The 24,823-nt window shown below is 62.0% G+C and carries 26 protein-coding genes; 16 read left to right on the forward strand and 10 right to left on the reverse strand.

Annotation, left to right across the window (positions count from 1 at the left end):
• The first annotated feature begins 12 nt into the window (after nucleotides 1–12).
• From ACFVHU_RS04145 to ACFVHU_RS04155, 3 genes are all read left to right on the forward strand, one after another.
• Nucleotides 13–1,605: a fatty acyl-CoA synthetase gene (locus tag ACFVHU_RS04145; RefSeq protein ID WP_388022614.1), complete on the forward strand. Its 1,593-nt coding sequence runs from the start codon at nucleotides 13–15 to the stop codon at nucleotides 1,603–1,605.
• Nucleotides 1,602–2,801, forward strand: coding sequence for an acyl-CoA dehydrogenase family protein (locus ACFVHU_RS04150; protein ID WP_332489183.1), 1,200 nt, complete (start codon nucleotides 1,602–1,604; stop codon nucleotides 2,799–2,801). Before ACFVHU_RS04145 ends, ACFVHU_RS04150 begins: the two co-directional genes overlap by 4 nt.
• A 63-nt stretch (nucleotides 2,802–2,864) precedes the next feature.
• On the forward strand, nucleotides 2,865–3,329 hold the full coding sequence (locus tag ACFVHU_RS04155; RefSeq protein WP_388022618.1) for a phage tail protein: 465 nt from the start codon (nucleotides 2,865–2,867) through the stop codon (nucleotides 3,327–3,329).
• 66 nt (nucleotides 3,330–3,395) lie between these two features.
• Here ACFVHU_RS04155 and ACFVHU_RS04160 read toward each other — a convergent pair whose 3' ends face one another.
• Nucleotides 3,396–4,259: an MBL fold metallo-hydrolase gene (locus ACFVHU_RS04160; protein ID WP_332489182.1), complete on the reverse strand. Its 864-nt coding sequence runs from the start codon at nucleotides 4,257–4,259 to the stop codon at nucleotides 3,396–3,398.
• Nucleotides 4,260–4,288: 29 nt separating this feature from the next.
• On the reverse strand, nucleotides 4,289–5,254 hold the full coding sequence (locus ACFVHU_RS04165) for an RluA family pseudouridine synthase (RefSeq protein WP_332489181.1): 966 nt from the start codon (nucleotides 5,252–5,254) through the stop codon (nucleotides 4,289–4,291).
• A gap of 367 nt (nucleotides 5,255–5,621) precedes the next feature.
• Here ACFVHU_RS04165 and ACFVHU_RS04170 point away from each other — a divergent pair, with 367 nt between their 5' ends.
• The 6 genes from ACFVHU_RS04170 (at nucleotide 5,622) to ACFVHU_RS04195 (ending at nucleotide 9,532) form a co-directional block, all read left to right on the forward strand.
• Nucleotides 5,622–6,305: an MSMEG_4193 family putative phosphomutase gene (locus ACFVHU_RS04170; protein WP_388022623.1), complete on the forward strand. Its 684-nt coding sequence runs from the start codon at nucleotides 5,622–5,624 to the stop codon at nucleotides 6,303–6,305.
• 10 nt (nucleotides 6,306–6,315) lie between these two features.
• Nucleotides 6,316–6,855, forward strand: coding sequence for a DUF3090 domain-containing protein (locus ACFVHU_RS04175; protein WP_133833662.1), 540 nt, complete (start codon nucleotides 6,316–6,318; stop codon nucleotides 6,853–6,855).
• Entirely contained in the window at nucleotides 6,852–7,619 is a 768-nt protein-coding gene (locus ACFVHU_RS04180) for an SCO1664 family protein (RefSeq protein ID WP_332489179.1), read from the forward strand. Before ACFVHU_RS04175 ends, ACFVHU_RS04180 begins: the two co-directional genes overlap by 4 nt.
• Nucleotides 7,620–7,692: 73 nt before the next feature.
• Nucleotides 7,693–8,532, forward strand: a complete 840-nt coding sequence (locus ACFVHU_RS04185; RefSeq protein WP_332498461.1) for an alpha/beta hydrolase — start codon at nucleotides 7,693–7,695, stop codon at nucleotides 8,530–8,532.
• Nucleotides 8,533–8,580: 48 nt separating this feature from the next.
• Nucleotides 8,581–8,958, forward strand: coding sequence for a hypothetical protein (locus tag ACFVHU_RS04190; RefSeq protein ID WP_332489177.1), 378 nt, complete (start codon nucleotides 8,581–8,583; stop codon nucleotides 8,956–8,958).
• A gap of 280 nt (nucleotides 8,959–9,238) precedes the next feature.
• Complete coding sequence (locus ACFVHU_RS04195) at nucleotides 9,239–9,532, forward strand: DUF4287 domain-containing protein (protein ID WP_332489176.1); 294 nt, start codon at nucleotides 9,239–9,241, stop codon at nucleotides 9,530–9,532.
• 397 nt (nucleotides 9,533–9,929) lie between these two features.
• Here the strand turns inward: ACFVHU_RS04195 and ACFVHU_RS04200 are convergent, their stop codons facing one another.
• Both ACFVHU_RS04200 and ACFVHU_RS04205 read right to left on the reverse strand, forming a co-directional pair.
• Complete coding sequence (locus ACFVHU_RS04200) at nucleotides 9,930–10,517, reverse strand: GNAT family N-acetyltransferase (RefSeq protein ID WP_388022628.1); 588 nt, start codon at nucleotides 10,515–10,517, stop codon at nucleotides 9,930–9,932.
• A gap of 297 nt (nucleotides 10,518–10,814) precedes the next feature.
• Nucleotides 10,815–12,146 carry an NtaA/DmoA family FMN-dependent monooxygenase gene (locus tag ACFVHU_RS04205; RefSeq protein WP_388022631.1) on the reverse strand — a complete coding sequence of 444 codons (1,332 nt, stop codon included), beginning with the start codon at nucleotides 12,144–12,146 and terminating at the stop codon, nucleotides 10,815–10,817.
• Nucleotides 12,147–12,321: 175 nt separating this feature from the next.
• On the opposite strand from ACFVHU_RS04205, the gene ACFVHU_RS04210 reads away from it, so the two are divergent.
• The 5 genes from ACFVHU_RS04210 to ACFVHU_RS04230 all read left to right on the forward strand — a co-directional run bounded on the left by ACFVHU_RS04210 (nucleotide 12,322) and on the right by ACFVHU_RS04230 (nucleotide 15,958).
• Entirely contained in the window at nucleotides 12,322–12,681 is a 360-nt protein-coding gene (locus tag ACFVHU_RS04210) for a MerR family transcriptional regulator (protein WP_388022633.1), read from the forward strand.
• A 613-nt stretch (nucleotides 12,682–13,294) separates the two neighbouring features.
• Nucleotides 13,295–13,900: a TetR/AcrR family transcriptional regulator gene (locus ACFVHU_RS04215; protein WP_388022636.1), complete on the forward strand. Its 606-nt coding sequence runs from the start codon at nucleotides 13,295–13,297 to the stop codon at nucleotides 13,898–13,900.
• Entirely contained in the window at nucleotides 13,897–14,499 is a 603-nt protein-coding gene (locus ACFVHU_RS04220; protein WP_332728461.1) for a GNAT family N-acetyltransferase, read from the forward strand. The genes ACFVHU_RS04215 and ACFVHU_RS04220 overlap by 4 nt, the downstream gene beginning before the upstream one ends.
• Before the next feature lie 227 nt (nucleotides 14,500–14,726).
• Complete coding sequence (locus tag ACFVHU_RS04225; RefSeq protein ID WP_015771057.1) at nucleotides 14,727–14,972, forward strand: hypothetical protein; 246 nt, start codon at nucleotides 14,727–14,729, stop codon at nucleotides 14,970–14,972.
• Nucleotides 14,969–15,958 carry a Clp protease N-terminal domain-containing protein gene (locus ACFVHU_RS04230; protein WP_388022641.1) on the forward strand — a complete coding sequence of 330 codons (990 nt, stop codon included), beginning with the start codon at nucleotides 14,969–14,971 and terminating at the stop codon, nucleotides 15,956–15,958. Before ACFVHU_RS04225 ends, ACFVHU_RS04230 begins: the two co-directional genes overlap by 4 nt.
• Before the next feature lie 102 nt (nucleotides 15,959–16,060).
• Here the strand turns inward: ACFVHU_RS04230 and ychF are convergent, their stop codons facing one another.
• The 3 genes from ychF to ACFVHU_RS04245 all read right to left on the reverse strand — a co-directional run bounded on the left by ychF (nucleotide 16,061) and on the right by ACFVHU_RS04245 (nucleotide 19,604).
• A complete protein-coding gene (gene ychF / locus ACFVHU_RS04235) occupies nucleotides 16,061–17,146 on the reverse strand; it encodes a redox-regulated ATPase YchF (protein ID WP_105657583.1) in 1,086 nt (361 codons plus the stop codon).
• Nucleotides 17,147–17,218: 72 nt separating this feature from the next.
• A complete protein-coding gene (locus ACFVHU_RS04240) occupies nucleotides 17,219–18,310 on the reverse strand; it encodes a 4-hydroxy-3-methylbut-2-enyl diphosphate reductase (RefSeq protein WP_105657584.1) in 1,092 nt (363 codons plus the stop codon).
• A gap of 100 nt (nucleotides 18,311–18,410) precedes the next feature.
• Nucleotides 18,411–19,604, reverse strand: coding sequence for an SH3 domain-containing protein (locus ACFVHU_RS04245; protein ID WP_332489172.1), 1,194 nt, complete (start codon nucleotides 19,602–19,604; stop codon nucleotides 18,411–18,413).
• Nucleotides 19,605–19,880: 276 nt separating this feature from the next.
• On the opposite strand from ACFVHU_RS04245, the gene xseA reads away from it, so the two are divergent.
• Both xseA and ACFVHU_RS04255 read left to right on the forward strand, forming a co-directional pair.
• On the forward strand, nucleotides 19,881–21,143 hold the full coding sequence (xseA, locus tag ACFVHU_RS04250; protein ID WP_105657586.1) for an exodeoxyribonuclease VII large subunit: 1,263 nt from the start codon (nucleotides 19,881–19,883) through the stop codon (nucleotides 21,141–21,143).
• Between the two features lie 28 nt (nucleotides 21,144–21,171).
• On the forward strand, nucleotides 21,172–21,402 hold the full coding sequence (locus tag ACFVHU_RS04255) for an exodeoxyribonuclease VII small subunit (protein WP_388022645.1): 231 nt from the start codon (nucleotides 21,172–21,174) through the stop codon (nucleotides 21,400–21,402).
• 17 nt (nucleotides 21,403–21,419) lie between these two features.
• On the opposite strand, the gene ACFVHU_RS04260 is transcribed toward ACFVHU_RS04255, so the two are convergent.
• The 3 genes from ACFVHU_RS04260 to ACFVHU_RS04270 form a co-directional block, all read right to left on the reverse strand.
• Nucleotides 21,420–22,283: a PPK2 family polyphosphate kinase gene (locus ACFVHU_RS04260; RefSeq protein WP_388022648.1), complete on the reverse strand. Its 864-nt coding sequence runs from the start codon at nucleotides 22,281–22,283 to the stop codon at nucleotides 21,420–21,422.
• Between the two features lie 317 nt (nucleotides 22,284–22,600).
• A complete protein-coding gene (locus ACFVHU_RS04265; protein WP_105657589.1) occupies nucleotides 22,601–23,821 on the reverse strand; it encodes a pyridoxal phosphate-dependent aminotransferase in 1,221 nt (406 codons plus the stop codon).
• Nucleotides 23,822–23,913: 92 nt separating this feature from the next.
• Nucleotides 23,914–24,819, reverse strand: coding sequence for a glycine betaine ABC transporter substrate-binding protein (locus ACFVHU_RS04270; protein ID WP_105657590.1), 906 nt, complete (start codon nucleotides 24,817–24,819; stop codon nucleotides 23,914–23,916).
• Between the last annotated feature and the right edge of the window lie 4 nt (nucleotides 24,820–24,823).

Here is a 24,823-nt window from a genome sequence, read left to right on the forward strand (position 1 = left end):
AAGGAAACTACCATGAGTGCATTGCGAGCCACCTCGGCGATGAATTCCGATGACCAGAACACCATGGGCGCGCTGCTGCGCCGCTCGGTGGCCCGCTGCCCCGCGGACAATGCTCTGGCCTTCGGGGAACGGAACTGGACCTACAGCCAGCTGGCCGACGGGGTGAATCGGGTGACTGCCCGGTTGCGGCAGGCAGGCCTGCCGGCCGGTTCGCGAGTTGCTGCCTATGCAGCGAACAGCGACGCCTATGCCATCTTGTTCCTCGCCTGCGCCAGTGCCGGGTTGGTCCACGTGCCGGTGAACTTCGCACTCAGGGGCGACGAGTTGCGCTACCTGCTGCACGATTCCGGGGCCGCACTGGTCATCGCCGATGAGTCCCGCCTCGAACTGGTCCAGGAACTGCGCGATGCCGGCGGCCTGCAGGCAGTCAAGGATGTTTGGCCGCTGCTGCCCGGAACCGGAAACAGCACCAGCGTGCTGGAAACGGCGATGGATGAAAGCGTGGAGGCCGCGCCGCCTGGAGCTGCGGTGGCCGGCACGGATCTGGCCCAGCTGCTCTATACCTCCGGAACCACCTCGGCACCCAAGGGCGCAATGATGACCCATTCGGCGCTGGTGGCCCAGTACGTCTCAGCCATTATCGCCCTGGATCTGGAGGGCACGGACCGGCCCCTGATCGCGATGCCGCTCTACCACTCGGCGGCCATGCACGTGTTCCTGCTTCCCTATCTGTCATTGGGTGCCAGCATCCGCTTGCTCGCCAAACCCGATATCGGCGAAATCCTGGAACGCGTCGAATCCGAACGCATCGGCTCGCTGTTCTTGGCGCCCACCGTCTGGGTGCCTCTGAGCAATCACCCGGATCTGGACACCCGCGACCTGGGCTCGCTGGCCAAGGCGCAGTACGGTGCCTCGATCATGCCGGTAACCGTGCTGGCCCGCTTGCGCGACCGCTATCCGCAGATCGGGTTCTACAACTGCTTTGGCCAGTCCGAGCTCGGCCCGTTGTGCACGGTGCTGCGCCCCGAGGAGCACGATGCACGCCCCGCGTCCTGCGGCCGCCCGGTGTTCTTCATCGAAGCGCGCGTGATGACCGCCGAGGGGAAGCTCGCCGATGCCGGTGAGCCCGGAGAGATCCAATACCGTTCTGCACAGGTCATGAGCGGCTACTGGAACAAGCCGGCGGAAACCGAGCAGGCATTTGCCGACGGCTGGTTCCGCTCCGGGGACCAAGTGGTCAAGGACCAGGGCGGCTACATCCAGGTGGTGGATCGCATCAAGGACGTCATCAATACCGGTGGGGTGCTGGTAGCCCCGCGCGAAGTGGAGGACTGCATCTACGAATTGCCCGAAATTGCGGAAGTCGCGGTGGTGGGCATCGATGATGAACGCTGGATCGAGGCGGTGACCGCGGTCATTGTGCTCAAGGCCGGCGCCACGCTCACCGCCGAAGAGGTGCGCGAGCACGTCAAGTCCAAGCTGGCGCACTACAAGGTTCCCAAGCGGGTGGACTTTGCCGCACAGCTGCCCCGCAACCAATCGGGCAAATTGCTCAAGCGCCAGCTGCGTGCCGAACGCAACAAGACTTCGGGCGGCACCCATTGACCCGGGACCCATGGGCACCCTACGACCTGGCCTCGGCTTTGGACATCGATTATCTATCCGCTTTCGATGCTGCCACCGACGAGGATCGCAAGCATTGGGCCCGCGCCCGGCACTACGGAGTAGAGATCCTGCCCAGCATCAACCAGCATTGGGAGAACGCGCATTATCCGCTGGATCTGGTTCGCCGCATGGGCGAACTCGATTTGTTCACCGACGGTCTTGAGATTCCAGGCCACGCCCACTTCTCCCCGCTGGCCGCGGGCCTAGTGGCCATGGAGCTTTCGCGCGCAGACGGTTCGATGGCCGCGGCCGCCGCGGTGCAGGGCGGCCTGGTGCTGCGCAGCCTGAAATTCTTCGGCAGCCCCGAACAGCAGGAGAAGTATCTGGAACCCGTGGCCTCCGGTGAGCTGCTCGGTGGTTTCGCCCTCAGCGAGCCGCATCATGGCTCGGACTCTGTTGGCCTGGATTCCAGTGCCCGGCGCGACGGGGATCACTGGATCATCAATGGCCATAAGAAATGGATCGGCAATGGAGCCGCCGGAGGCATCACCATTGTGTGGGCACGCGACGTCGCCGACTCCCGGGTCAAGGGGTTCATTCTCGACCAGCAGGCCCCTGGCTACGAGGCTTCCCCTGTGCGCGGCAAGGGCGTGCTTCGCGCGATCGAACAGGCAGAGATCCGGCTCACGGACGTTCGCGTTCCTGAATCCGCCAGGCTCACCGGGGCCGGCGCATTCAAGGATGTCTCGCGGGCACTGGTTGAAACCCGGGTGAATGTTGGCTGGTCGGCGCTAGGCCATGCCCAGTTCGTCTTCGAAGCGGCCCTGCAGTACGCCAAGCAGCGCACGCAGTTCGGCAAACCCCTGGGCGCGCACCAGATGGTGCAGGAACGGCTGGCGCAAATGCTCGCCGAAATCACCAATATGCAGTTGCAGTGCGTGGCCGTGGCCGGCGCCCAGGCTGCCGGCCGGTTGAAAGACACGCAAGCTTCGCTGCTGAAGTACCACAACACCCGGGCTGCCCGCCGGGTGGCAGCCACCGCCCGCGACCTGCTCGGCGGCAATGGAATCTTGCTGGAAAATCACGTGATTCGCCATTTCGGCGATATCGAAGCCTTGCATACCTATGAGGGAACCGAGTCTGTGCAGGCATTGATCCTCGGCAGGGACCTGACCGGATTCAGTGCCTTCGGCTAGTTTCGCGGAGTACGATAACAACGAATTACCGAATCCACGGGGCCAACGCCCGAAGGGATGCCCATGCCATACCTTGTCGATTTCAAAGACATATCCACCCACGGTCTTGAGACTTCGCCTGTTGCTGACGCGCTGGCAGGCTTGCGCGCCAACGAAGCGCGCTATCTGAAGAACAAGTTCAACCACGACTTTGCCGTGGAGCAAGCAGACGACGCAAGGGAAGCCATAGCTTGGGTGCACACGATTCTGGCGCAGGAACGCGACTTGCACATCGCATCGAAGCCATTGCAGGCAGCTGTGTTCGAGGCGGATGGCGCCAAGCGCGCCTACGTCTTCTACGCGTCCGGCTTGTCCATCAATGTTCTCTACGGCCTGGATCCCGGCGAGAAGCGCGCCGTGGGCTTCAAGCTTTCCGATGGCATGGCTGTGCCCAGCGAGCTGGAAGGGAAGTTCAAGTTCGCTCGCCAGAAGTCCAAGCTTGCAGGGACCATCCGCGGCTCGTACTTCGTGATCAAGAACGAATACTGACATTTCGCCCATTCCGCCGCTGCCCTCAGTCGAGTGCCGGCCATGAGGTCATTTCGTGCTCTGGCTTCATGCGCCGCGCTTTCCTGGTTCCTTCGCGTTACCCGGCAGCTGCGCGTAGGCATCCTTGGCAGCTTCGAGAAGGAAATCGGCAGGCCACAGTTCTTGCAGCTCTGCAGGGAACGCAATGTCCTTGATTGCCGCACCCTTCTCATGAGCCGAACCCAGGGTCGCGGCGAGCAGCTCGAAGCAGTGCATTTGCCGAACGACGAATTCCCGGTCGACGGGCTCTCCATGGCCTGGAACAATGACGTCTCCCGGCTGGATGCGCGCTAGCAGGGATTGGAGCACCACAGGCCACTTCATCGGATAGGCGCCCGAGCCGAACATCGGTGGACCAGACTGCTCGATGATGTCGCCAAGGAACCATGCCTTGGCATCAGGAATATGGATCGCAAGGTCGGTGTCGGTATGCCCGGCACCCAGCGGGATCAGTTCAACTTCCCGTCCGCCTAGATTTGCCGTGCAGGGTTCGGCCAGCAAGTGGCTAGGCGGCGTCAGCGTTACACCGCCCCAATTCATTTCAGGTTCGAGTTCCGGCGAGCGCTGCACCATTTCAAGCCGGGGCTTCTCGAACTGCTCGAAGTGCGCGGGGATCCGGTGATGGCCGTAAATCGGGATTCCCCGCTGGGCAAAGAGCTGGTTGCCGAAGGTGTGGTCATAATGCGCGTGGGTGTTGATCACGGCAACGATCGGCAGTCCGAATTGCGTTGTGGCTTCGTCAAGGATTTCTTGTGCTTCGGGTGCGTTGTTGCGGGTATCGATGATCGCCACGCCTTGCCCGCCGAGCACCGCTCCCACGGTAATATCCAACGGATCATATCTGCGCTGGAATACTCCCTCGGCAACGTGCTTCCAGGGTCCTTCAGCCATCTTTTCCCCTCCCGCCAGCCTTGCTTGGGCTATAGCCCCGCCTTCAGCAACTGCTTCCAGCGCTGCGGCATGGGTGCCTCGATCACCAGTTCCTGGCCATCGGGCTTGGGAATCACCAGCTTAGTCGCATGCAGGAACAGCCCGCGACCCCCAAGCTGTTCGACGCGGCGGTTGAACTTCGCGAAGCCATACCGGTCGTCTCCTGCAATCGGATGGCCTTCGCTTTGCAGGTGGACCCGGATCTGGTGCTTGCGTCCGGTCATCAGCTGCACATCCAGAATGGTGGCGCGCTGGCCTACGCGCTGCTTCACGGTGACATGGGTTTCGGCTCGCTGCCCGTTCGGATCAACCACGACCTTGTCGGCACGGCGCAGCAGCGGCGAGTGGATCGATTCGGTCTTGTAGCTCCAATGCCCGGCAACGAGCGCAAGGTAGTGGCGTTCTATCTCCTCTTCGCTCTCCCGAAACATCTCATGCAGGTAGCGCAGCATGCTCGGGGTCTTCGCCAACACCAGCAGCCCGGAAGTATCGCGATCCAGCCGGTGGCTCAATTCCAGGTCCGGCAGCTCGGGGCGCAACTGGCGGAAAGCTTCGATAACCCCCGCAGGAACATCGGTTCCCCGGTGCACGGCGACGCCGGCAGGCTTGTCAATCACCAGGACGTCCTGGTCTTCGTGCAGGACGCAGTTGCGTAGCCGCTTGAGCAAGGGTGCCGGGACATCGAAGGCTGGTGCCACGCCCTGTTCTGCATATAGCGCCGGCAGCGTGATCTGGTCGTTTACGGCTAGCCGGTAGCCTTCCTGGACTTTCTTGCCGTTGACACGCAGTTGCCCTTTGCGCATCAGCCGGAAAAGCTGCCCGGCGGGCACCGTCTTGAGCTGGACCCGGAGGAACTTCTCGATCCGCCGGCCAGCATGCTCGCCGTCGACATAGATGGTGCGTGTCTTGGAATCAGACCGCTGTTCTGACGCTGGCTGCTGGAGGACTCCAGACAAGAATTATCACTCCGTTTATAAGACCACATCCAGTGGTGGATCATGGCGTCGCCGCTTTCGACGAGTCATTTGCAAGGGACTTCCGGGAGCTGCCGCCCCGAATTGGCCAACTTTCATGGTACCCCGATGCCGTGAGCCGGTACGAGCAAAGGCGCTGTTATGAGGACTGAACTCACACCTCGCCCGGCGCTCATCGAGCCATAGCGTTCGCTCGGCGAACCAATGATCAGCCCTGGCCCTCGCGTTGCAGCAAGGGTGCAACGGGTGAAGGTACCGCACCTCCAGAACCTGCCGGGCTCTTCGAAGCCCCGGACCTGTTTTCAGCCCAGGAGTCGCTTGCCACCATCTCCATGACTAGGCTGGGTTCATGGCCACAGTAATCCTTGTGCGGCACGGACGCACTACCGCCAACGCCACCGGCGTACTGGCCGGACGCACCCCCTCAGTATTCCTCGACCAAACCGGCGAAGAACAGGCGATTCGTACCGCCGAACGCCTAGCAGCGCTCCCCTTGGCTGGCGTTGTCTCAAGCCCGCTGGAACGCTGTGTGCAGACGGCGGAGTTCGCCATGCAACGGCAAAGCCCAGCGGAGCAATTGCTGATTGAACCCGAACTCTCGGAATGCGACTACGGCCAGTGGCAAGGCCGCACGCTGCAGGACTTGGCCGCCGAAGACCTCTGGAAAACAGTGCAGTCAGCTCCGTCCTCGGTGACCTTCCCGGATGGCGAATCCATGGCCGGAATGCAATCCCGGGCAGTAGCAGCCATCAGGCGCCATGACGCGGCCATCGAGGCCGAACATGGTGCCGGAGCAGTATGGGCAGCCTTCAGCCATGGCGATATCATCAAATCGATACTGGCTGACGCGCTGGGAATGCATTTGGATCTGTTCCAGCGACTGAATGTGGGCCCGGCTTCCGCATCAATTGTGCACTACGGGACCGGTGCGCCTCGCGTGTATTCCATCAACACCGACGCCGGAGACCTCTCCTGGCTAGCCCCAGGAATCAAGACAACCGACGCCCCAGTCGGCGGCGGAGCAGGACACTAAGGAGAGCGAAATGACGGCAACAGTCAACGAATTCAATTGGCCAGACCGCATTGTCATTGGCACCATCGGCGAGCCCGGGTCCCGCACCTTCTACCTCCAGGCAAGAGCCGGCAAGGAACTGTCCAGCATCGCCTTGGAAAAACAGCAAGCCGCGGTGGTTGCCGAGATGATTGACGAGATTCTCGATCAGCTCTCCACCGTCAAGGGCAACCCCTTCAGCGTTCCCGAACATACTCCGGTGGAACTGGTTGACAACGATCCGCTGGAAGAAGTCAACGAGTCCTTCCGGGTGGGTTCCATGAATCTCGGATGGGATGCCACCGTAGCGCAGGTAGTTCTGGAAGCCTTCTCCTTGAACGAAGAAGATGAAGCCGACTTTGATCCAGATGGACCGGGCGCGCTCCTGCGCGTGCGCATGCCCGTAGGCACTGCACGCGCTTTCGCCATGCGCACCCACGAGATCGTGGCTGCTGGGCGGCCTATGTGCGCCAACTGCGGTTATCCGATTGATCCGGATGGGCACACTTGCAAAGATGAGAACGGCGAATGAGCTCTCCCGATCTGCTGACCGCGCAGCTGGAACTCACCGGCCGCATCACCACCGCCTCCAACGCAACTTTCCTGGGCAGCATCGGCGAGAACAGCGTGGTCTACAAGCCCATTGCTGGCGAGAAACCCCTCTGGGATTTTCCCCAAGGCACCCTCGCATACCGCGAAGTTGCCGCCTTCCTCGTATCTGAAGCCCTGGGCTGGAACCTCGTCCCGCGCACTTGGCTGCGCGAAGGGCAGTTTGGCGAAGGCATGGTGCAGCTATGGCAAGAAGTTGATCGAGGACAGCACCCAGTAGACATCGTAGCCGCGGACATGGTGCCAGCTGGCGGTTGGAAGACCATTCTGCATGGGCAGGATGAATCGGGGCGGCAGATGACGTTGATCCACGAGGATACACCTGCGCTGCGGCGCATGGCGGTCTTCGATGCACTGGTCAACAACGCAGACCGCAAGGGCGACCACGTTCTAGCCATGCCCGGTGGCCACCGCTACGGAGTCGATCATGGGCTCTGCTTCAACGCAGAGCACAAGCTGCGCACCGTGCTTTGGGGTTGGGTTGGCCAACCGCTGGGTGAAGAAGAACTGGCCGGCCTCCGGACGGTCAGCGAAGCCCTGCACGCAGAACTTGGCCAAGAACTGACCAACCTGCTAGACGATGAAGAAATCGCGGCGCTCGCCGAGCGCTGCGCTACCCTGTGCAGCGAAGGGCACTTCCCTGCTCATAGGGGGCAGATGCCCGCCGTGCCCTGGCCGCTCTTCTAGAACTCCGATTCCTATTGACCCCAGGACGGCAGGCAAGCCATCCTTGGATTCTGATAGCAAAGGCAGGTCGCGCATGGGAACGGTTGAAGCCAACGGTGTGGAGCTCGGTGCCGAATCCTTCGGCAGCAAAAGTGATCCATTGGTTCTCCTCATCGGCGGAACCACCATGCTTGCTTGGCCAGATGCCCTGTGCCAGGCTCTGGCCGCTGGCGGGCGCCATGTGGTTCGCTACGACCTGCGGGATTGCGGTGAATCAACGGCCGGGAACCCGATGAAACCCGATTACAACCTGCGCGATCTGGCCTCGGATGCCGCAGCGCTGGCCAGATTACTGGATAACCGTCCAGCGCATGTAGCCGGTATCGGAGTCAGCGGCATGATCGCGCAGATTGCGGCGCTGGATCATCCCAAATCATTTGGCGCCCTGACGCTGATAGGCACACGACCAGTAGCTCCCGGTCCGGTAGACAAAGATTTGCCAGATCATGACCAGGCAACCATGGGCAAGCTGTTGTCCCGCCCTATGCCGGATTGGGCAGACCGCGCGGCCGTTGCCCAATTCTCCGCCGAGGGTTCGCAAATTCTAGGCAATGATCCAGAAGTTGCCATGGACTTGGCCTCCCGCATCTGGGACCGTACGGCCAGCGCAGAGCCCGAAGCCCATCTGGCAAACCAGATCGGGATCGTCTTTTCCAAGCTGGACTGCACTCCGCGCTGGCGCGAGCGGCTGTCCGAGCTCGATATCCCCACCTTGGTGGTTCACGGTGCAAAGGATCCGTTTTTCCCCGTCGGCAACGGCATAGTGCTAGCCGAAGAAATCCCGAACGCTTCCTTGCTCGTCCTTGAAAACGCTTCAACTGCCATTCCGTCTTCGGCGATCTCCGAGGTAGCTTCTTCGATGCTGCTGCTCTAGGAACGTAGCGATGCAATTCCTAGTCACAGGGCAATATAGGCTGTCCCCATGGATAACCGACCTAAGCGAGTCCCAGGCGGAGAACTTCGACCTGCTGAACTAGAGCTGCTGGCCTTGCTCTGCAGCGGCACAGATGCTGAATCAGCAAAGGCTCGACAGCAACTGAAGTTTGCGCGTTGGGGCGGCTACCAGTTCAAAGAATGCGAGTGCTTCTCGATTTCCTTCACAAGCAAACTCGATTGCCAAAGCGTCCGGCATGGTGGTGGCCCATTCTCCACTGTTCTCGTTTCAAAAGATGGCAAGGAGCTGGGGCATCTGGATCTCTGGGTTGTTGCCGGATACCTGCATTCAGTCGATTACATGCCGTTTGAAGACGATCCCGGGCACCTGCCAACGGCGGAGAATTACACGTTGGAATTCAGCTGACGGAACTAGGCTTCAGCACTTGCGGGCAGCCGTTCTCCACTGTCCCGAGGCATGCGTCTTTACTTGCCTGCGGGTCATTTCAACCAGTCTGGTTGCTGCTGATCAGGGCGCCATCACTGGTGGCGATTAGACGCGGAAGGCCGCAAGGATGCCAGTCGTGGAGCACACCGTGGTTCTCGTGCGCTAGCCGCGTGGCATCCTCCGGCTACTACTTCTATGCGCGGCGTGGGATTAGGTCTAGTATTCGAGGCACCTATTCATGCCTTCGAGAGGTTTCTCCATGTCATTTCAAGCCTATCTGGACACCATAGAAATGAAGACCGGGCTCACTGCTCGCCAGTTGATCGAGATCGCCCGTGAGAAAGGCCTTAGCCAAGAAGGGGTCAAAGCAGCAGAGATTCTGGCATGGCTCAAGGAGGACTACCAGCTGGGCCGGGGCCACGGCATGGCGATGGTCCATGTCATTCAAAAGGGACCGACTATCGCTAGCAAGCACGTTGGATCCGGAGGCAAGCACAATGACGAATCAGATGTTCTGTGGCTCGACGGCATCGCAACTAAGCCTTCCAACTGAACCAGCCGAAAGGCAGGGGCTATAGTTCCGGCTCGGAATACTCGGTTCCAGTGTCTTGCCGTTGGTCGCGTACCGCAGTGATAGCGGATGTAGCAAGAGCAATTGCTATCGCGATCCAGAAGCTGCCAAGAGCCTCGGCGAGCGACCGGCCGGAAATCATGCAATAGCACGCAAGGAACAAGGCCAGCCCCAAAATCGAGATGCCAAGGTACACCGAGACTCGTAGCCAGGCTACCTTGGGAAGTTTCCTCATTCGATCTGCCTCCACTTCCCTAGCGCTCGATCCTTTTTCTTCCAACGGTATGTTGAGCTGTGGGGATATACAACATCGACCGTGAAAAATAGCCCGGGCTATCGCCAAGCCCGGTCATAGCCTGCGTAGGATATCGCTTGGGCGTCACCACGCCCGCCCGCGAAGGTCGACTTCACCTTCTGGCCAGGAAGCAAGCTGGGACTCGATGGGCAAAATAAGCAGAGGTTGGCCCGGCGGGTCGTAAATTGCGTGGCCTCCACGGCTAATCGAACGCTCGGCAGCGGAAATCCGAGTCCATCCGCACGAGCTGTAGAAAGCGGCCACCTCCTCGCGACAACCGAGATAGCCGAACGCAATACCGCCGGCATCAACCATCGATGAAGCCACGAGATTCATCAGGATCCCGCCTAGGCCGCGGCCCCGCGCGCGCTCGGAAACCAGCACTCCACCCACACCTGCAACGACAAGGCCGCGGCCTCCCACACCGATCGTGCGTCGCGCCCACCCGACATGGCCGACAACCTCGCCTTTGCACCGGGCCATGATGTGGAAATCATGCGGGGCATAGCCATATGGCAGATCCGGATCCCAGATGCCGGCATCCCGCAGGTACTCGGCATCGAACAGTCTGCGAAGCTCCGCGGCATCTTGTTCTGCCAGTTCTGCGTGCGCAACAATCTCCAGCGCAGTTTCAAGTATCGGTGCTTCGCTCGAATCGTCTGCTCGCGTCAAAGACAGGCCTCCTTTTGGATTCCGGTAACTGCTTCAAGTATCAGGGGTATGCGTGCGATATGGATTCCTGTCTCCTGCCATATTTCCCTTGCCCGTGTCCCGCACCAATGCGCGGATCCTGCCCTCTGTCTGGCGCAGCTCATCCAGTAGTCAGCGTGGAACGCGACTATACATTATCCTTGGACTCCACGAGGCTCCGGCACAGGCCAACCTCTGCTCTTGCGACCCGCAATCAGACGAGCGGCGCGACCAGCGGCACCAGCACGAGCGAGTTCGCAGGCATCCGATCAGGCGTGATCACTTCAGCCATTCGCCGAGTCCGTACTGGCCGGGGACGCCGAGGTTCTCGCGCAATGTGGAGCCCACGTAGTCCTCGGGATAGAGGCCGCGTTCGCGCAGGATCGGCACGACCTCGTCGACGAACGCGTCAACCCCGTCCTCATAGACATCGGGCGACAGCCAGAAGCCGTCGGCGGCACCGGCCTCGAACCATTCCTGCAGGTGATCAGCGTGCACCCTTCCCGGCCCCACGGTCACGGGATGGTAGTCGATCACGCCGTGCGCGAGGATGTCGCGCGGCGACCACCCCTCGCGCGCCACCTTGAGCGCGATCCCGGAGCGCGGGTCCTGCGGCGAGGCGTGAGCGCTGGCCAGCTGCTCGGGCGTGAGCGGCTTGTCGATGCGCTCGGACAGGATCGGGACACCGATCATCGCGCTGAGGTGCGGCAGGCGCGCCTCCATGACCTCGCCTGACATCGACAGGCGCCGGTCGAGCCCTTCACGCACCGTTGGGGACACTGTGGTCATGATGCCGACGATGAACTTCACGTCATCAGGGTTGCGGCCAGCTTCCTCGGCGGCCCGGCGCAGCGCCCTGCGCGCAGCGCGAGCCTCGTCGATCGTCCACACCTCCGTGATGAAGCCGCTCGCATAGCGCCCCGCCAGCTCGAGCAGATGCGGGCTCGGTCCTCCCGAGGTGAAGACGACGGGCTGGCCTTGCTCCGACGGCGGCAACGCGAGCGGCCCGCGGGATGCGACGTACTCGCCGCTGAGGTTGATCGGCTGCAGCTTCGCGGGGTCGATGAAGCGGCCCGATTCCTGGTCCTTGATCCAGGCATCCATCTCCCAGCTGCCCCAGAGCGACTGCACGATCTGGATCGATTCATGGGCGCGCTGGTATCGCTCGGCCCGGTCCGCGACGGGCTTTCCGTAGTTCGACGCGACGAGCTGGTCGCTCGTCGTGACGGCGTTCCAGCCGGCGCGGCCACGGCTCATGATGTCCAGCGTCTTGAACTGCCGGGCCGTGTTGAACGGTTCCTGGAACGTCGTGGACCCCGTGAGCACGAAACCGATGCTGTTCGTCGCTTGCGAGATCGCGGCCGCCTCCATGAGCGGATCCATGATGTTGCTGACGGTCGAATGCTCGAGGCTGCCCCGCACGGCCGGGAAGTCGGGCGTGAATACGAACGAGAAGCCACCGCGCTCGGCGGCTTGGGCGTAGCGAATGTTCTCCTCGACCTTCGAGTAGTTTCCGGGGTCGACGTGCGGTGCGCGCCAGGCACCGGGCAGGGTGCCGTAGCCGTCAGTCAGCGCCAAGCCGAGAATCATCTTGCGTTGTTCCTTGTTCATGGAACCATCATCGAACATTGACATCCATGTAAAGGTCAAATTACCGTGCCTGCAGGTCCGCGGACTCTGGCACCATGGCAGACTGCGCAGCCTGCGGGCGGATTCGCGGAGAGCTGCCGTGGCCGGGAGGCGGTTCCGACCCGTATCCTTGACATGGATGTGAAGGAGAACTGGAATGCGGATCGGCGAGCTGGCCAATCGAACTGGGGTGCCCACGCGCATGCTCCGGTACTACGAGGAGCAGGGACTCATCACGCCGCTGCGGCTGGAGAACGGGTACCGCGATTACGACGAATATCTCGTGGAGCGCGTGCTGAAAATCCGCAGGCTGCTCGACTCAGGGGTCCCCAGCCGGATCATCCGCGACATGCTCCCGTGCCTGAACGACGTTGGCAGCACGATAGTTGCCGATCCCGATCCCGAACTGCGCGCGATGCTCGTCGAACAGCGCGACAAGCTGGCCGAGCGCATCGTCCTGCTCCAGCAGAACCGCGACGCGCTGACGCGATACATCGACGCGATGGATCGCGCCTGACTTCCGCACGCACAAGGTGCCGGAGAATCCCGTCCTCTGCGGGGCATGATCGGCAGGGCAGCTCCTTGCGCGCCGCGGGCAGTGGCCGCAGGGAGCTCAGGCCGATACTTGAGTGCCCATGAACTCAACAGGTCCCTAATCGCGCTTCCGGGCTCCACCCAAGTAAGAGCTCTAGAGCGCAGGGCGGAGTTCGTCCGGATTGCCGCGCGGATCCGGCTCCCAGACCGTCGGTTAAATCGCCGCAACGCGGGGCCTGGTTCCTCAGCCTGCTTGCGGCGTTGCCCCATAAGGGAAAAGGCCCATGCACCTTGAACGGCATCGCTAATGTGGAGGAGCTTTCCTTCCGGCGCCACTTCGTGATGAATCAATGGCACGAGGCAAAAAATCACCCCCGGCTCCAAAAGAAATCGAGGGCGATTGAGACATGAGAATTGCACGTTGAAGCGGAACTCCACCGAGTTCCGGCACTACCAACCGCTGGGTGCCGAACCGGTGCCACGAATCAATCCACCGACCACCTGGCACCTCGCGGGCACCAGCCCAGGAAGAGCACAGAGTTGTGCCGTCTGCGATCGAAGCATAAAATGAACAGAAATTCATTGAAAGGATCTTCGTGCCGCGGACAACGGAACAGAATGAAGCGTTGCGTTCAGCCACACGCGCTGCTGTGGAGACGGCCGCCGTCCGGGTCTTCGCGCACCGTGGTTTCGCGGCCACGAACATGCGTCAGATCGCCGTCGAGGCGGGAATCAGCACTGGGTCGATCTACCGGCACTATGCGAGCAAGGAAGGACTGTTCGATGAACTAATCGATCAGGCCTCACGCGGGCTCGAGGCTGTCGCCGTTCAGCTCTCGACCGAAGGGGATCCGCTCTCCATGATCCGATCCTTCACCGAGGTATACGTGGCAGACCTCGCAGCGAACAACGGCGCGGCCGAGTTCTACATGGTGATCAACCAGGGCTTCTCGACGGACACTCCTGAGGGGACTGCGGCGCGACTGGCCGCAACGCAGGGGACGCTCTGGCGGGCCTTCGCCTTGCTCATCAGTCGAGGCCAGGCCGCAGGCCAAATCACCGCGGGAGACCCAACCCGAATGACTTCTCACTACTTCGCCATGCTTGCCGGTATAACGACGATGCACGTTGCTCTTCGGGAGGGATTTGCGGAGCCCGATGTCGAGCTGATCCTACGAATGTTCACAGGAGGACCCCGATGAAGATCGAAGTCGCGCGCGCAGACGAACTGGGTGAGGGGTATCGGCACAGGATCGCTGAAGTTCTCACGCAAGGGTTCGCCGAGGATTTCGCGTTCTTCTCCAAGGACCCCGGTGTGCTTGCCGACGCGTTCGCCCCGATGCTCATCCTGGAGCGCTTCCACGTCGCGCTCGTCGACGGCGAGCCCGCCGCGGTCGCGGTCGTCACCGAAGGCGAGCAGGAGTGCTTCGAGCCGGATCGGCGCGAGCTCCAGCGCGTGCTCGGTCCAATACACGGCATGATCAGCTATCGGATCATCCGCAGTCGATTCATGGGGGCCTATGACGGTGCCCGCACCGGTCTGACGGAGATTGCGTTCGTCACGACAGCGCCGCAGCATCAGGGCAAAGGCGTAGCCACTGCGCTGATGCGCCGGCTCCTGGAACTGCCCTCCGACAAGTTCGTGCTGCGCGACATCAAGGACACCAACACCCCCGCCCTCGGGCTGTACGCCAAGCTCGGCTTCACCGAGACACAGCGGCGACGCATCAAGTTCGCGAAGCGAGCGGGGTTCTCCGCGTATGTCTCCATGGGGCTCAACCGCGCTCAGGCTGATGCTTGAAGAGCGTCCGGGCTCGACAGGCCCGGAAGCGCGCTTCTGGGCTGTCCTCAAGTCCGCACTCTAGTTCGAAAATCTAAACTCCACCACGTCGCCGCTCTTACCAACCTCTCAGTACCCGGCGAATCCCCGAAGCGTCGACCCTCTCTTGGCCCTGCGAACACCAAACTCGCCGAGCAAATAGGCAACCCAGGTTGACATCCGGCCACTTAGCAACATAGGTTGACGACATGGAGTCTCCGCGGATCGCAACAGTAGCAGCCGATACCAGCGACCCGAAAGCGGGATTGCGGGCCGTAGCGTCCTTGCGCGTGCTTGCGGACACCTTGGAACTTCGGCAGGTCGAGGCCGCGTTGCGTTCGGGCATGAGTTGGCAGGAGATCGCCGACGCGCTCGGAGTGACGCGACAAGCTGCCCACAAGAAGCACTCCAAAAGAATTGACCCCGCGATCTCGACACCCAGGAGGAACAGATGAACAAACTCGTCCGCGCCGCTCAGACCAGCCAATCGCTTTCCCTGGCCGCCATGGAGGAAGCATCCCGGCTCGGGCTCCGCGAAGCCGACATCGACCACCTGTTCCTCGCATTGGTCATCAACGACCAGTCTGCCGGCCGCGCACTGCGCGAGCTGGGTATCGACATTGACAGCGCCCGTCTCGCCGTCGAGGACCAACGTGATGCACAGCTGGCTTCACTCGGCATCGAGGCGTCGTTCCCCGAGGCCGGGCGCATCGTGTTCCATGAGACGGATGGGTACGAGTGGACTCGTCCCGCTCGGGACCTCATCGCGAAATCCAGCAGCAAAGGCAAGTCGGGCGACGCTGCCGCCGTTCTCCGGGAACTCGTCGGAGAGCCCAGCGGCCTGATCACGGATATCCTCGGCCGCCTTGGCACAACATCCGATGCGCTCATCGAACGCCTCGATCGGGCCGACTCGCCCTCTATGAAGTCCATGCCCTTTGCAACGAAAGTGAAGGGGCGGACCACGGGAACGATTGAGACTTTCGTATCCGCACCACTGGACGAAGTGTGGGCGTTCCTCACAGATCCCGCACGTATCCCCGAGTGGGAACCGAGCATCGGCACCCTCGACCAGACCGGTCAAGAAGCGATGCCGGGTACGGTCTGGGAGGGCACGGCACCCGCAATCTATCCAGACGGCAAACCTGTGAAGATCAAGCCTCAGTTTCGTCGACGCAGTGTTGAGCTCATCGCAATTCACCAACCGGACAGGATCGCATGGAGCTTTGGCTATCCCGACGTCGCGCAGGGTAATTCGATTCTGGCTGAATTCACCTTGGCGAACGCGACCGGTGGCACACAGCTGCGGATCAGCAGGTCCTGGTCGCGACGCCAAGGGTGGCGAGGACTTGTCGCATGGCCGCTGCGTCCAGTCCAGAAGTTCCTGGTGTGGATCACCCTGTTCCAGACCGGCAGCGCGATCAGCCGAACATTTCGCTAGTCCCTGGCACGGCGACTCGCCTGCTGGTCGCACATAGATCAAGTGCCCGGATCTCCACAGGGAGATCCGGGCACTCGAGCGGGACATTGAAGCGGAACGCGACTACACGTTGAAGCGGAACTCCACGACGTCGCCGTCCTTCATGATGTATTCCTTGCCTTCGATGCGGGCCTTGCCCGCAGACTTGGCATTAGCCACCGAACCAGCGGCAACGAGGTCTTCGAAGCCGATGACCTCGGCCTTGATGAAGCCGCGCTGGAAGTCGGTGTGGATGACACCGGCTGCCTCAGGCGCGGTGGCGCCCTTGGCGATGGTCCATGCGCGGGTTTCCTTCGGGCCAGCGGTCAGGTAGGTCTGCAGGCCCAGGGTGTCGAAGCCGACGCGGGCCAGCTTGCCCAGGCCGGACTCGACGATGCCGGCATCTTCCATCATTTCGGCCGCTTCGTCTTCTTCCAGTTCAGCCAGTTCGGATTCGAACTGGGCATCCAGGAAGATCGCCTCGGCAGGGGCAACCAGCTCGGAGAGCTTGGCCTGCATCTCGGTATCGGCCAGGCCAGCCTCATCGGTGTTGAACACGTAGATGAATGGCTTGGTGGTCATCAGCTGCATCGGCGCGAGCTCTTCAAGGTCCACGCCCTTGGTCTTCGCGGCGGCGAACAAGGTGATGCCTTCTTCGAGCACCTTCTGCGCGTTGAGCACTGCGTCCAGGAACGACTTCTCGATCTTCTTGGTGCGCAGTTCCTTTTCCAGGCGAGGCAGCTGGTTCTCGATGGTCTGCAGGTCCGCGAGGATCAGCTCGGTAGCGATGGTCTCGATATCCGAGGCCGGGTCCACCTTGCCGTTCACATGTATCACGTCGTCATTCACGAATGCGCGGGTGACCTGGCAGATCGCATCAGCTTCGCGGATTGTCGCCAGGAACTTATTGCCCAGGCCTTCGCCTTCCGAAGCGCCCTTGACGATGCCGGCGATATCCACGAAGGAGACGGTCGCAGGCAGGATGCGCTCGGAATTGAAGATTCCGGCGAGCACCTTCAGCCGCGAGTCAGGCAACGGCACGACACCCACATTGGGTTCGATGGTTGCGAACGGGTAGTTGGCTGCCAGCACCTGGGCACGGGTCAGCGCGTTGAACATGGTGGACTTGCCGACGTTTGGCAGTCCGACGATTCCGATAGTAAGAGCCACGGGAGGAAATTCTACCTTTTACTAGTGATGAGCGCGCAATGGTGTACTGGCGCTTGAATTCTTATGGAGAAATCAGGCCTGCGGGCGGGCGTGTCCGCCCAGGGCACGTTCCTCGTCCCCGGCTTCCTTGAGCTTTCCGCGGATTTCCTTGGGCAGCGAGAAGATGATGTCTTCCTGCGCGGTGGTGACCTCGGAAACGTCGGTGAAGCCGTACTCTGCCAGCAGCGCCACGACTTCGCGGACCAGCACCTCTGGCACCGAGGCACCGGAGGTCACGCCGACGGTGGAGACGCCCTCGAACCAGGCCTCGTCCACTTCGTTGGCGAAGTCCACGCGGTAGGAAGCCTTTGCCCCGTGGTCCAGTGCCACCTCGACCAGGCGCACCGAGTTCGAGGAGTTCGCCGAACCGACCACGATCACCAGATCCGACTGCGGCGCAATGTTCTTGATCGCGGCCTGGCGGTTGGTGGTTGCGTAGCAGATGTCATCGCTGGGTGGATCCTGCAGGTTCGGGAAGCGCTCGCGCAGCCGGCGCACGGTTTCCATGGTCTCGTCCACGCTCAGGGTGGTCTGCGAGAGCCAGATCAGCTTGTCCGGGTTCTTCACCTGGACGGTGTCGGCTTCCTCGGGGTTGTTCACGATGGTGGTGACCTCCGGGGCTTCGCCGTAGGTGCCCTCGACCTCTTCATGGCCTTCGTGGCCGATCAGCAGGATCTCGTAGTCGTTCTTGGCGAAGCGCACGGCTTCGCGGTGCACCTTGGTGACCAGCGGGCAGGTGGCATCGATGGTCTGCAGGTTGCGGTCCGCCGCGGACTGCACCACGGCCGGGGAGACGCCGTGGGCGGAGAAGACCACTAGGGCGCCCTCGGGCACTTCCTCGTTCTCCTCGACGAAAATCGCTCCGCGGGATTCCAGCTCGGAGACCACGTGCAGGTTGTGCACGATCTGCTTGCGCACGTACACCGGAGGACCGTAGTGCTCCAGCGCCTTTTCAACGGCAACCACTGCCCGGTCCACGCCTGCGCAGTAGCCGCGAGGAGCGGCCAGCAGGACCTTGCGCTCGGTGACCGTTGGGGAGGCAGCTGCAATCTCGGCCGGGGTGCGGCGCACCCGCGGGATCCGAGGCATTGACAGCGAGACCGTAGTGGAAGTGGAAGTAGCCATACCTCTAGTCTACGAAGTGCATGCAAGTTAGCCCATGCTCATATGATGCGCGCCACCCTCCGGGGACTGTGAGATCTGCCTCCGAAGGGTGCTTGCCGGTTCAGCAGGGCAGCGAACTGGGCAGCAGCACCGGGGTGCGCACCACCGCGCCGGTGCCATCGGACCCGTGGTAGGCCCGGCACACGCCCACCGAGCGGGCGCCGAGGTTCGCCTTGATCTGGCGCAGCGCATCGGGCGAGAAGCCGTACCACTGCATGTGCATCAGCACGGTGTCCCCGGGCACCGCGGCCGAGGCCCGCGAGATGGTGATCGACTTGGATTTCACGTCCCAGTCGCGGGTGTCGCGGGACCAGGTCCAGATGGCCATCCCGCGGCTGTCGTAGCCGCAACGCACCGAACCGTCGATGGCTCCAAAAGGCGGGCGCCCGAAATTCGTGTGCACTCCGGAACCGCCCAGTTGCGCACCGGCCTGCTGGCAGGACAGCGGGCGCAGATCCGGGTGGCTGATCGAATGGTTGATCACCCATTGGCCCTTGGCCCGGGCCAGTGCGGCCAGGTCCACGCCGTAGCGCGACTTGAACGAGCCGAGGCAATCGCCGGTGGGAGCGATCACAAGGCCGATGTTGCTGCTGGCGGCGTAATCCATCACCGAGGTGAAGGCGCTCAGCGTGCGCGGGCAGTCATCGAAGGTGAGCACCACCCTCGATGTCCGGTTGGGACCGGTGGACTGCGGGGCGGAGGGCGGCTTCGGATAGGTGGTCACGTAGCTGCCGCTGACCCAGCCGGTGTACCCTCCGTAACTGGCCTTGTACCATCCGTTGGAGGCGCGGGCGTAGGCGGGAACCGTCTTCCCTTTCGGGATGCTCAGCAGGACCCGGTAGCTGGTGGATGTGCCGGTGCGCAGATTCAGGTCATCGAGCGTGCGCACCGAAGCGGCGACCACGTAGTAGCCGCTGACGTACCCGGTGTACCCGTTGTAGCTGACCTTGTACCAGCCGTTGGAGGCACGCCCGGATACAGGAACCGAGGTCCCCGTGGGTATCTGCACCAGGATCCGGTAACTGGTCGAGGCGCCGGTGCGCATATTCAGATCCGCCGTGGTGCGCACCCGGACCGGCAAGTCGATGGATATGGCACTGGCAACGTCCACCGTTGCGGCCGGCACTGCCGCAGCCGCCAGCACGGGCATCGGGGCCGCGGCGGAGAGCGGAATGGAACCGGCCAGCAAGCTGAGCGCTGCCACCCAAGTCCACCCAGAACGCGCAATATTCTTATTCCCCAATGCCCCACGCATGGCCCTGCATCCTTCTGAAGTGCTTCCCCAATGCTCAATAGTGTCCACCCGCACATTGCCCCTCGCAATGCCCGCAGGCAGGCTTGTCCCAATCGTTGGAAAACCCCGTTTCCCCGGGTCTTGCGGGGCCAATCGAGTATGAAAATCGCCCATTGCGATACCTGCGCTCCACCTGCCGCGGCCTTGCCCCAGCCCCCGGGGATCCGGCCAGGCGTCGGTGCCATGCGGTAGTCTCACAGATGCACCAGAGATTCGACTTTCCAAGGAGCGGCACCGATGGATCCCCAAGCCCCCGCCAGTTTGCCGGCGACCGCCGGGCAGACCACAGCGGACAATCCTTGGCCGCTGCGGCTGCTCTCGGAGAAGCTGAAAATCCATATCGAGAACTCTCCGGTGGTTTGGGTTGAAGGCCAGCTGCTGGAAGCCAATGTGCGCAACGGACACGCCTACCTCACCCTGCGCGATGTCGATGCGGATTTCTCTTTCTCGGTGACCATTTGGGCCTCGACGATGCGCAAGCTGGATGCCACCCCGCAGGTGGGCTCCCGCGTGGTGGCCCAGGTGAAGCCGAGCTTCTACGCGAAAACCGGCCGGCTTTCCTTGAATGCCACGGACCTGCGCCCGGTAGGCTTGGGCGAGCTGCTGGTGCGCCTGGAACGATTGCGCCAGGCGCTGGGAGCAGAAGGCCTCTTCTCCCCTGAGCACAAGCGCCCGCTGCCGGTTCTTCCCCACCGCATCGGCCTGATTACCGGGCGTGATTCGGACGCGGAGAAGGACGTGTTGCGGAACGCCAGCCTGCGCTGGCCATCGGTGCAGTTCAAGGTCATCAATACCGCCGTGCAGGGAATGGATGCCGCCAACCAGGTCATCGCAGCCCTGCAGCAGCTGGATGCGGACCCGGACATCGACGTCATCGTCATCGCCCGTGGCGGCGGGGCCCTGGAAGACCTCTTGCCCTTCTCCAATGAGGATCTGGTGCGTGCGGTCTTCGCAGCCCAGACGCCGGTGGTTTCGGCCATCGGCCACGAAGCGGACCGCCCGATCCTGGACGATGTGGCCGATCTTCGCGCGTCGACCCCCACCGATGCAGCCAAGCGCATTGTCCCGGACCTGCAAGAAGAATTCGCCGGGTTGGAAATCGCCCGCAACCGCTTGGACCGTTCCATCAACAATCTTCTCCAGCGCGAAGCCCAGCTGCTGGCCTCGGTGCGCGAACGCCCGGTGCTGGCCAACCCGCAGGTGATGGTCACTTCCCGCGCCGAAGACCTGGAGCGCTGGAAGCAGCGCTCGACGGATCTGCTGCGCCACCGCGTGATGCGCGCCAACGACGAGATCAACCATCTGAAGAACCAGATGCGTGCCCTGTCCCCGCAGCAGACCCTGGACCGCGGCTATTCGGTCACCCAGCTGGAGGACGGAAGCATCGTGCGCGAGGCAGCCCAGGCGCCAGCAGACAGCAAGGTGCTCATCCGGGTGGCTTCCGGGCAGCTGGTTGCACGAACCCTTGAATCCCTCCCTGCCGGCGACAACGCAAGCTAATCACCACGAATACCAATTTGGAGTAATCATGACTGCACAAATCCCTGAAGACATTGCCAAGCTTTCCTACGAGCAGGCTCGCGAAGAACTGCTGGCCGTGGTCAACCAGCTCGAGACCGGCGGAGTTGCGCTGGAAGCCTCGCTGGCGTTGTGGGAGCGTGGCGAAGCACTGGCAGCCCACTGCGAGAACTGGCTCAACGGTGTCTCTCAGCGCCTGGAGCAGGCCCGCGCCAACCATGAGCAGGCCGCCGGCGAATAGCCTGTCCTCACCCGGGCCTACTTCGCGGCCGCCAGCCGGGCCTTCTCCTGCTCCACATCGAAGGTGGCAACGGGCCAGTCCGGAGCGACGCGCTCCAGGGTAGCCAGCAGCAGCTCGGCGACGCACAAACGGGCCTTCCACTTCTGGTCAGCGGGAACGATATGCCATGGTGCGCCCTGGTTATCGGTGCGGTTAATCGCCACCTCGTAGGCGGACTGGAAGTCATCCCACAGCAGGCGATCATCGACATCGCCCGGCGAGTACTTCCAATGCTTGTCGGCACGCTCCAGGCGTGCCGAGAGGCGCTCGAATTGTTCTTCTCGGCTGATGTGCAGCATCACCTTGATCGGGTGGATGCCCTGCTCGATCAGCTGCTTCTCGAAGTCGACTATTTTCCCGTAGCGGGACTCGACCGCCTCCGGGGTGGCGAAGCCCTTCACCTTGGCGACCAGAACGTCTTCATAGTGGGAACGGTCAAAGACTCCCACTAGTCCCCCGGCGGGCAATTGCTTGGTGATGCGCCAGAGGAAGTCATGGGCTGCTTCTTCCTCGGTTGGCGCCTTGAAGGCATGGTGCTTGACGCCCTGCGGATCCAGCATGCCAAGGACGTGGCGAACAGTCCCTCCCTTGCCGGACGTATCCATTCCCTGCAAAATGAGCAGGACTGCTGGGCCTTGTCCGCCAGCTACCGAGGCGGCGAAGAGCCTCTCTTGCAGATCCGAGAGCAGCTCAGCCAGCTGCTCCATGCGCTTCTCGGCGGCCTTCTTATCCTGCGGGGCGTCCCCGGGCCACCAATCAGCATCCTTGGTTGCGCGCTCTGAAAGCTTCACGCCCGGTTCTGCACGTAGCGCTTCTAACAGGTTGGCAGGGTAGGCGCTCATCATTAAGTCCTCACGCGTGTGTCGAAGTGATGCGATTCGTTGTTGCCAGCCTACTGCCACTGCGTGCGCCGTGAGAAGCGGTATTCGTCAACGGCGAAGCACCCATCACGGCTCGATGCTCAGCATCGCTGAGCCCCGCGAAAGCGCCGGCAACGGGCCGATACGCCAACTCCCCAGGACACCAAATTCTCCGATCGCAGTCGCTGGCAGGCGATATCCCTGAAGTTCCGGGGGCCGCATTCCCCGGTGGCCGCCTTAACGCACAACCGGCCCAGAATCACGTGGGTGATTCTGGGCCGGTTCCGCATCCGGGCAGCTTATGCGCGAGCGCGCCAGTCCTCCAAGAACTGTCCGATGCGTCCAACCGCATCAGTCAGGTCGCGCACGTTGGGCAAGGTGACCAAACGGAAGTGGTCCGGACGGATCCAGTTGAAGGCAGTGCCCTGGGAGATCAGGATCTTCTGCGCCTTGAGCAGCTCAAGGGCGAAGGTCTCATCGTTGTGGATCGGGTAGACCTCGGGATCCAGCTTCGGGAACATGTAGAGCGCGCCCTTGGCCTTCTGGACGCTCACGCCAGGAATCGCGCTGAGCAGGTTGTAGGCCGCATCGCGCTGTTCAAGCAGGCGTCCGCCAGGCAGGATCAAGTCATTGATCGACTGGTAGCCGCCCAAGGCGGTCTGGATTGCGTGCTGCGCCGGCACATTGGCGCACAGGCGCATGTTGGTCAGCAGGTTGATGCCCTCGATGTAGTCGCCGGCCTGGTGCTTGGGACCGGAAATAGCCATCCACCCAGCACGGAAGCCGCACACGCGGTAGGCCTTGGACAGGCCGGAGAAGGTCAGTATCAGCACGTCATCTGCCAACGAAGCGGTGTTGATGTGCACGGCGTCTTCGTAGAGGATCTTTTCGTAGATCTCGTCCGAGAACACAATCAGGTTGTGCTTGCGCGCCAGCTCGAGGATTCCCTCCAGGGTTTCCTTGGGGTACACCGCACCGGTCGGGTTATTGGGGTTGATGATCACGATGCCCTTGGTGCGATCAGTGATCTTCGCTTCCATGTCCTGAAGATCTGGAAGCCAGCCTTCTTCCTCGGTATTCATGTAATGCACCGGGGTGCCGCCGGCCAGCGAAACCGAAGCGGTCCACAGCGGGTAGTCAGGGGCGGGAATCAGGATCTCGTCGCCGTTATTCAGCAGCGCATTCAACGAGAGGGTGATCAGCTCGGAGACACCGTTGCCCAGGTAGACGTCATCCACGCCAATGGTCTGGATGCCACGGGTCTGGTAGTACTGCGAGACGGCGGTACGTGCCGAGAGAATGCCGCGGGAGTCGGAGTATCCTTGGGCGTTAGGCAGGTTGCGAATCATGTCAACGAGCACCGCGTCGGGCGCCTCGAAGCCGAACGGCGCGGGATTGCCGATGTTCAGCTTCAGGATGCGGTGTCCTTCGGACTCCATGCGCGTGGCGTGCTCAAGCAGCGGGCCGCGGATGTCGTAGAGGACGTTGTGCAGTTTCGTTGATTGTTTGAATTCTGCCATGGTTACACTTTCTCACGTCAGGTGCGATCGACACACCTTGTTACTCGACCGCTATGGTCAGCGGTCGAAATCCTGGGAGAGCTGGCTGGGGCCTACTCTTCGATGATCCATTCCCAACGGGTGGCCGCTTGCTCTGGGCTCAGTCCGTCGGCCTGGCTGACCATCCGGTTCAGGTCCACGAGGGACTGCTGCGAGAATTCGCCGGTGACCTTGTCCAGTTCTGCCCGGGCCTTGTCATCCACGTCGCCGTTGGCCAGCACCATGTACTGCTCGGCGTTGAAGAAGGCGGCGCTTCCCGGAATACTGTAGAAGCCTTCATCTGACATGACGGCATCTCCCGACCCGAGCGCCACTGCGCTGTCCACCGAGGCACGCAGCTTGCTGGCCAGTTTCGCCGGCTCCTCAGCCACGACCTTCGGCTTCCCGCAGCCAGCGTCCTCCAATGATGCCTTCAAGGATGCGGCGTTGGCTTCATCGCTAATGATCGTCAGATCTGTGCAAGCCGCAATCAGGGTTTCCACCGAATCGACCTTGTGCAAGGTTGCCTGGGCCTGGCTCATGACCAAGACCTTTCCCGCATCAGCTGGGCTGAGTTCCAAGGCAGAGAGCTCCCCCTCAGCGTCATTGATGGCGCTGCGCAGGTTCTTGGATTCCTCGACGCTCAGCAATTGATCTTCACCAGTGATGGCCGCCGGGTCAGCAACCAGGGGCAGCGCCTTGGCCGCTTGGTCCACCGCCAAATCGGCTTTTCCGTCGACCACCTGCTGGTAAGGATCAGCACTGGGCTTGTTCAACGACACCTTATAGCCTTCGGCTTTCAGCGCATTGGCATAGACATGGACCAAGGCCTGGTCTGCAGGTTGAGAACCGGCAGCAATCTGCAAGGTGATGGCCTTGCTTGGCTCGGCCGTCGGCGTTGCCTCTTCGGTGCAAGCAGACAGGGTTAGCAGCAGGGTTGCGCTGAGTGCGCCAACGGTGATGGTATTTCGCAAGTTCATGTCC

The sequence above is a fragment of the Glutamicibacter sp. NPDC127525 genome (assembly GCF_042672105.1).
Taxonomy (GTDB): Bacteria; Actinomycetota; Actinomycetes; order Actinomycetales; family Micrococcaceae; genus Glutamicibacter.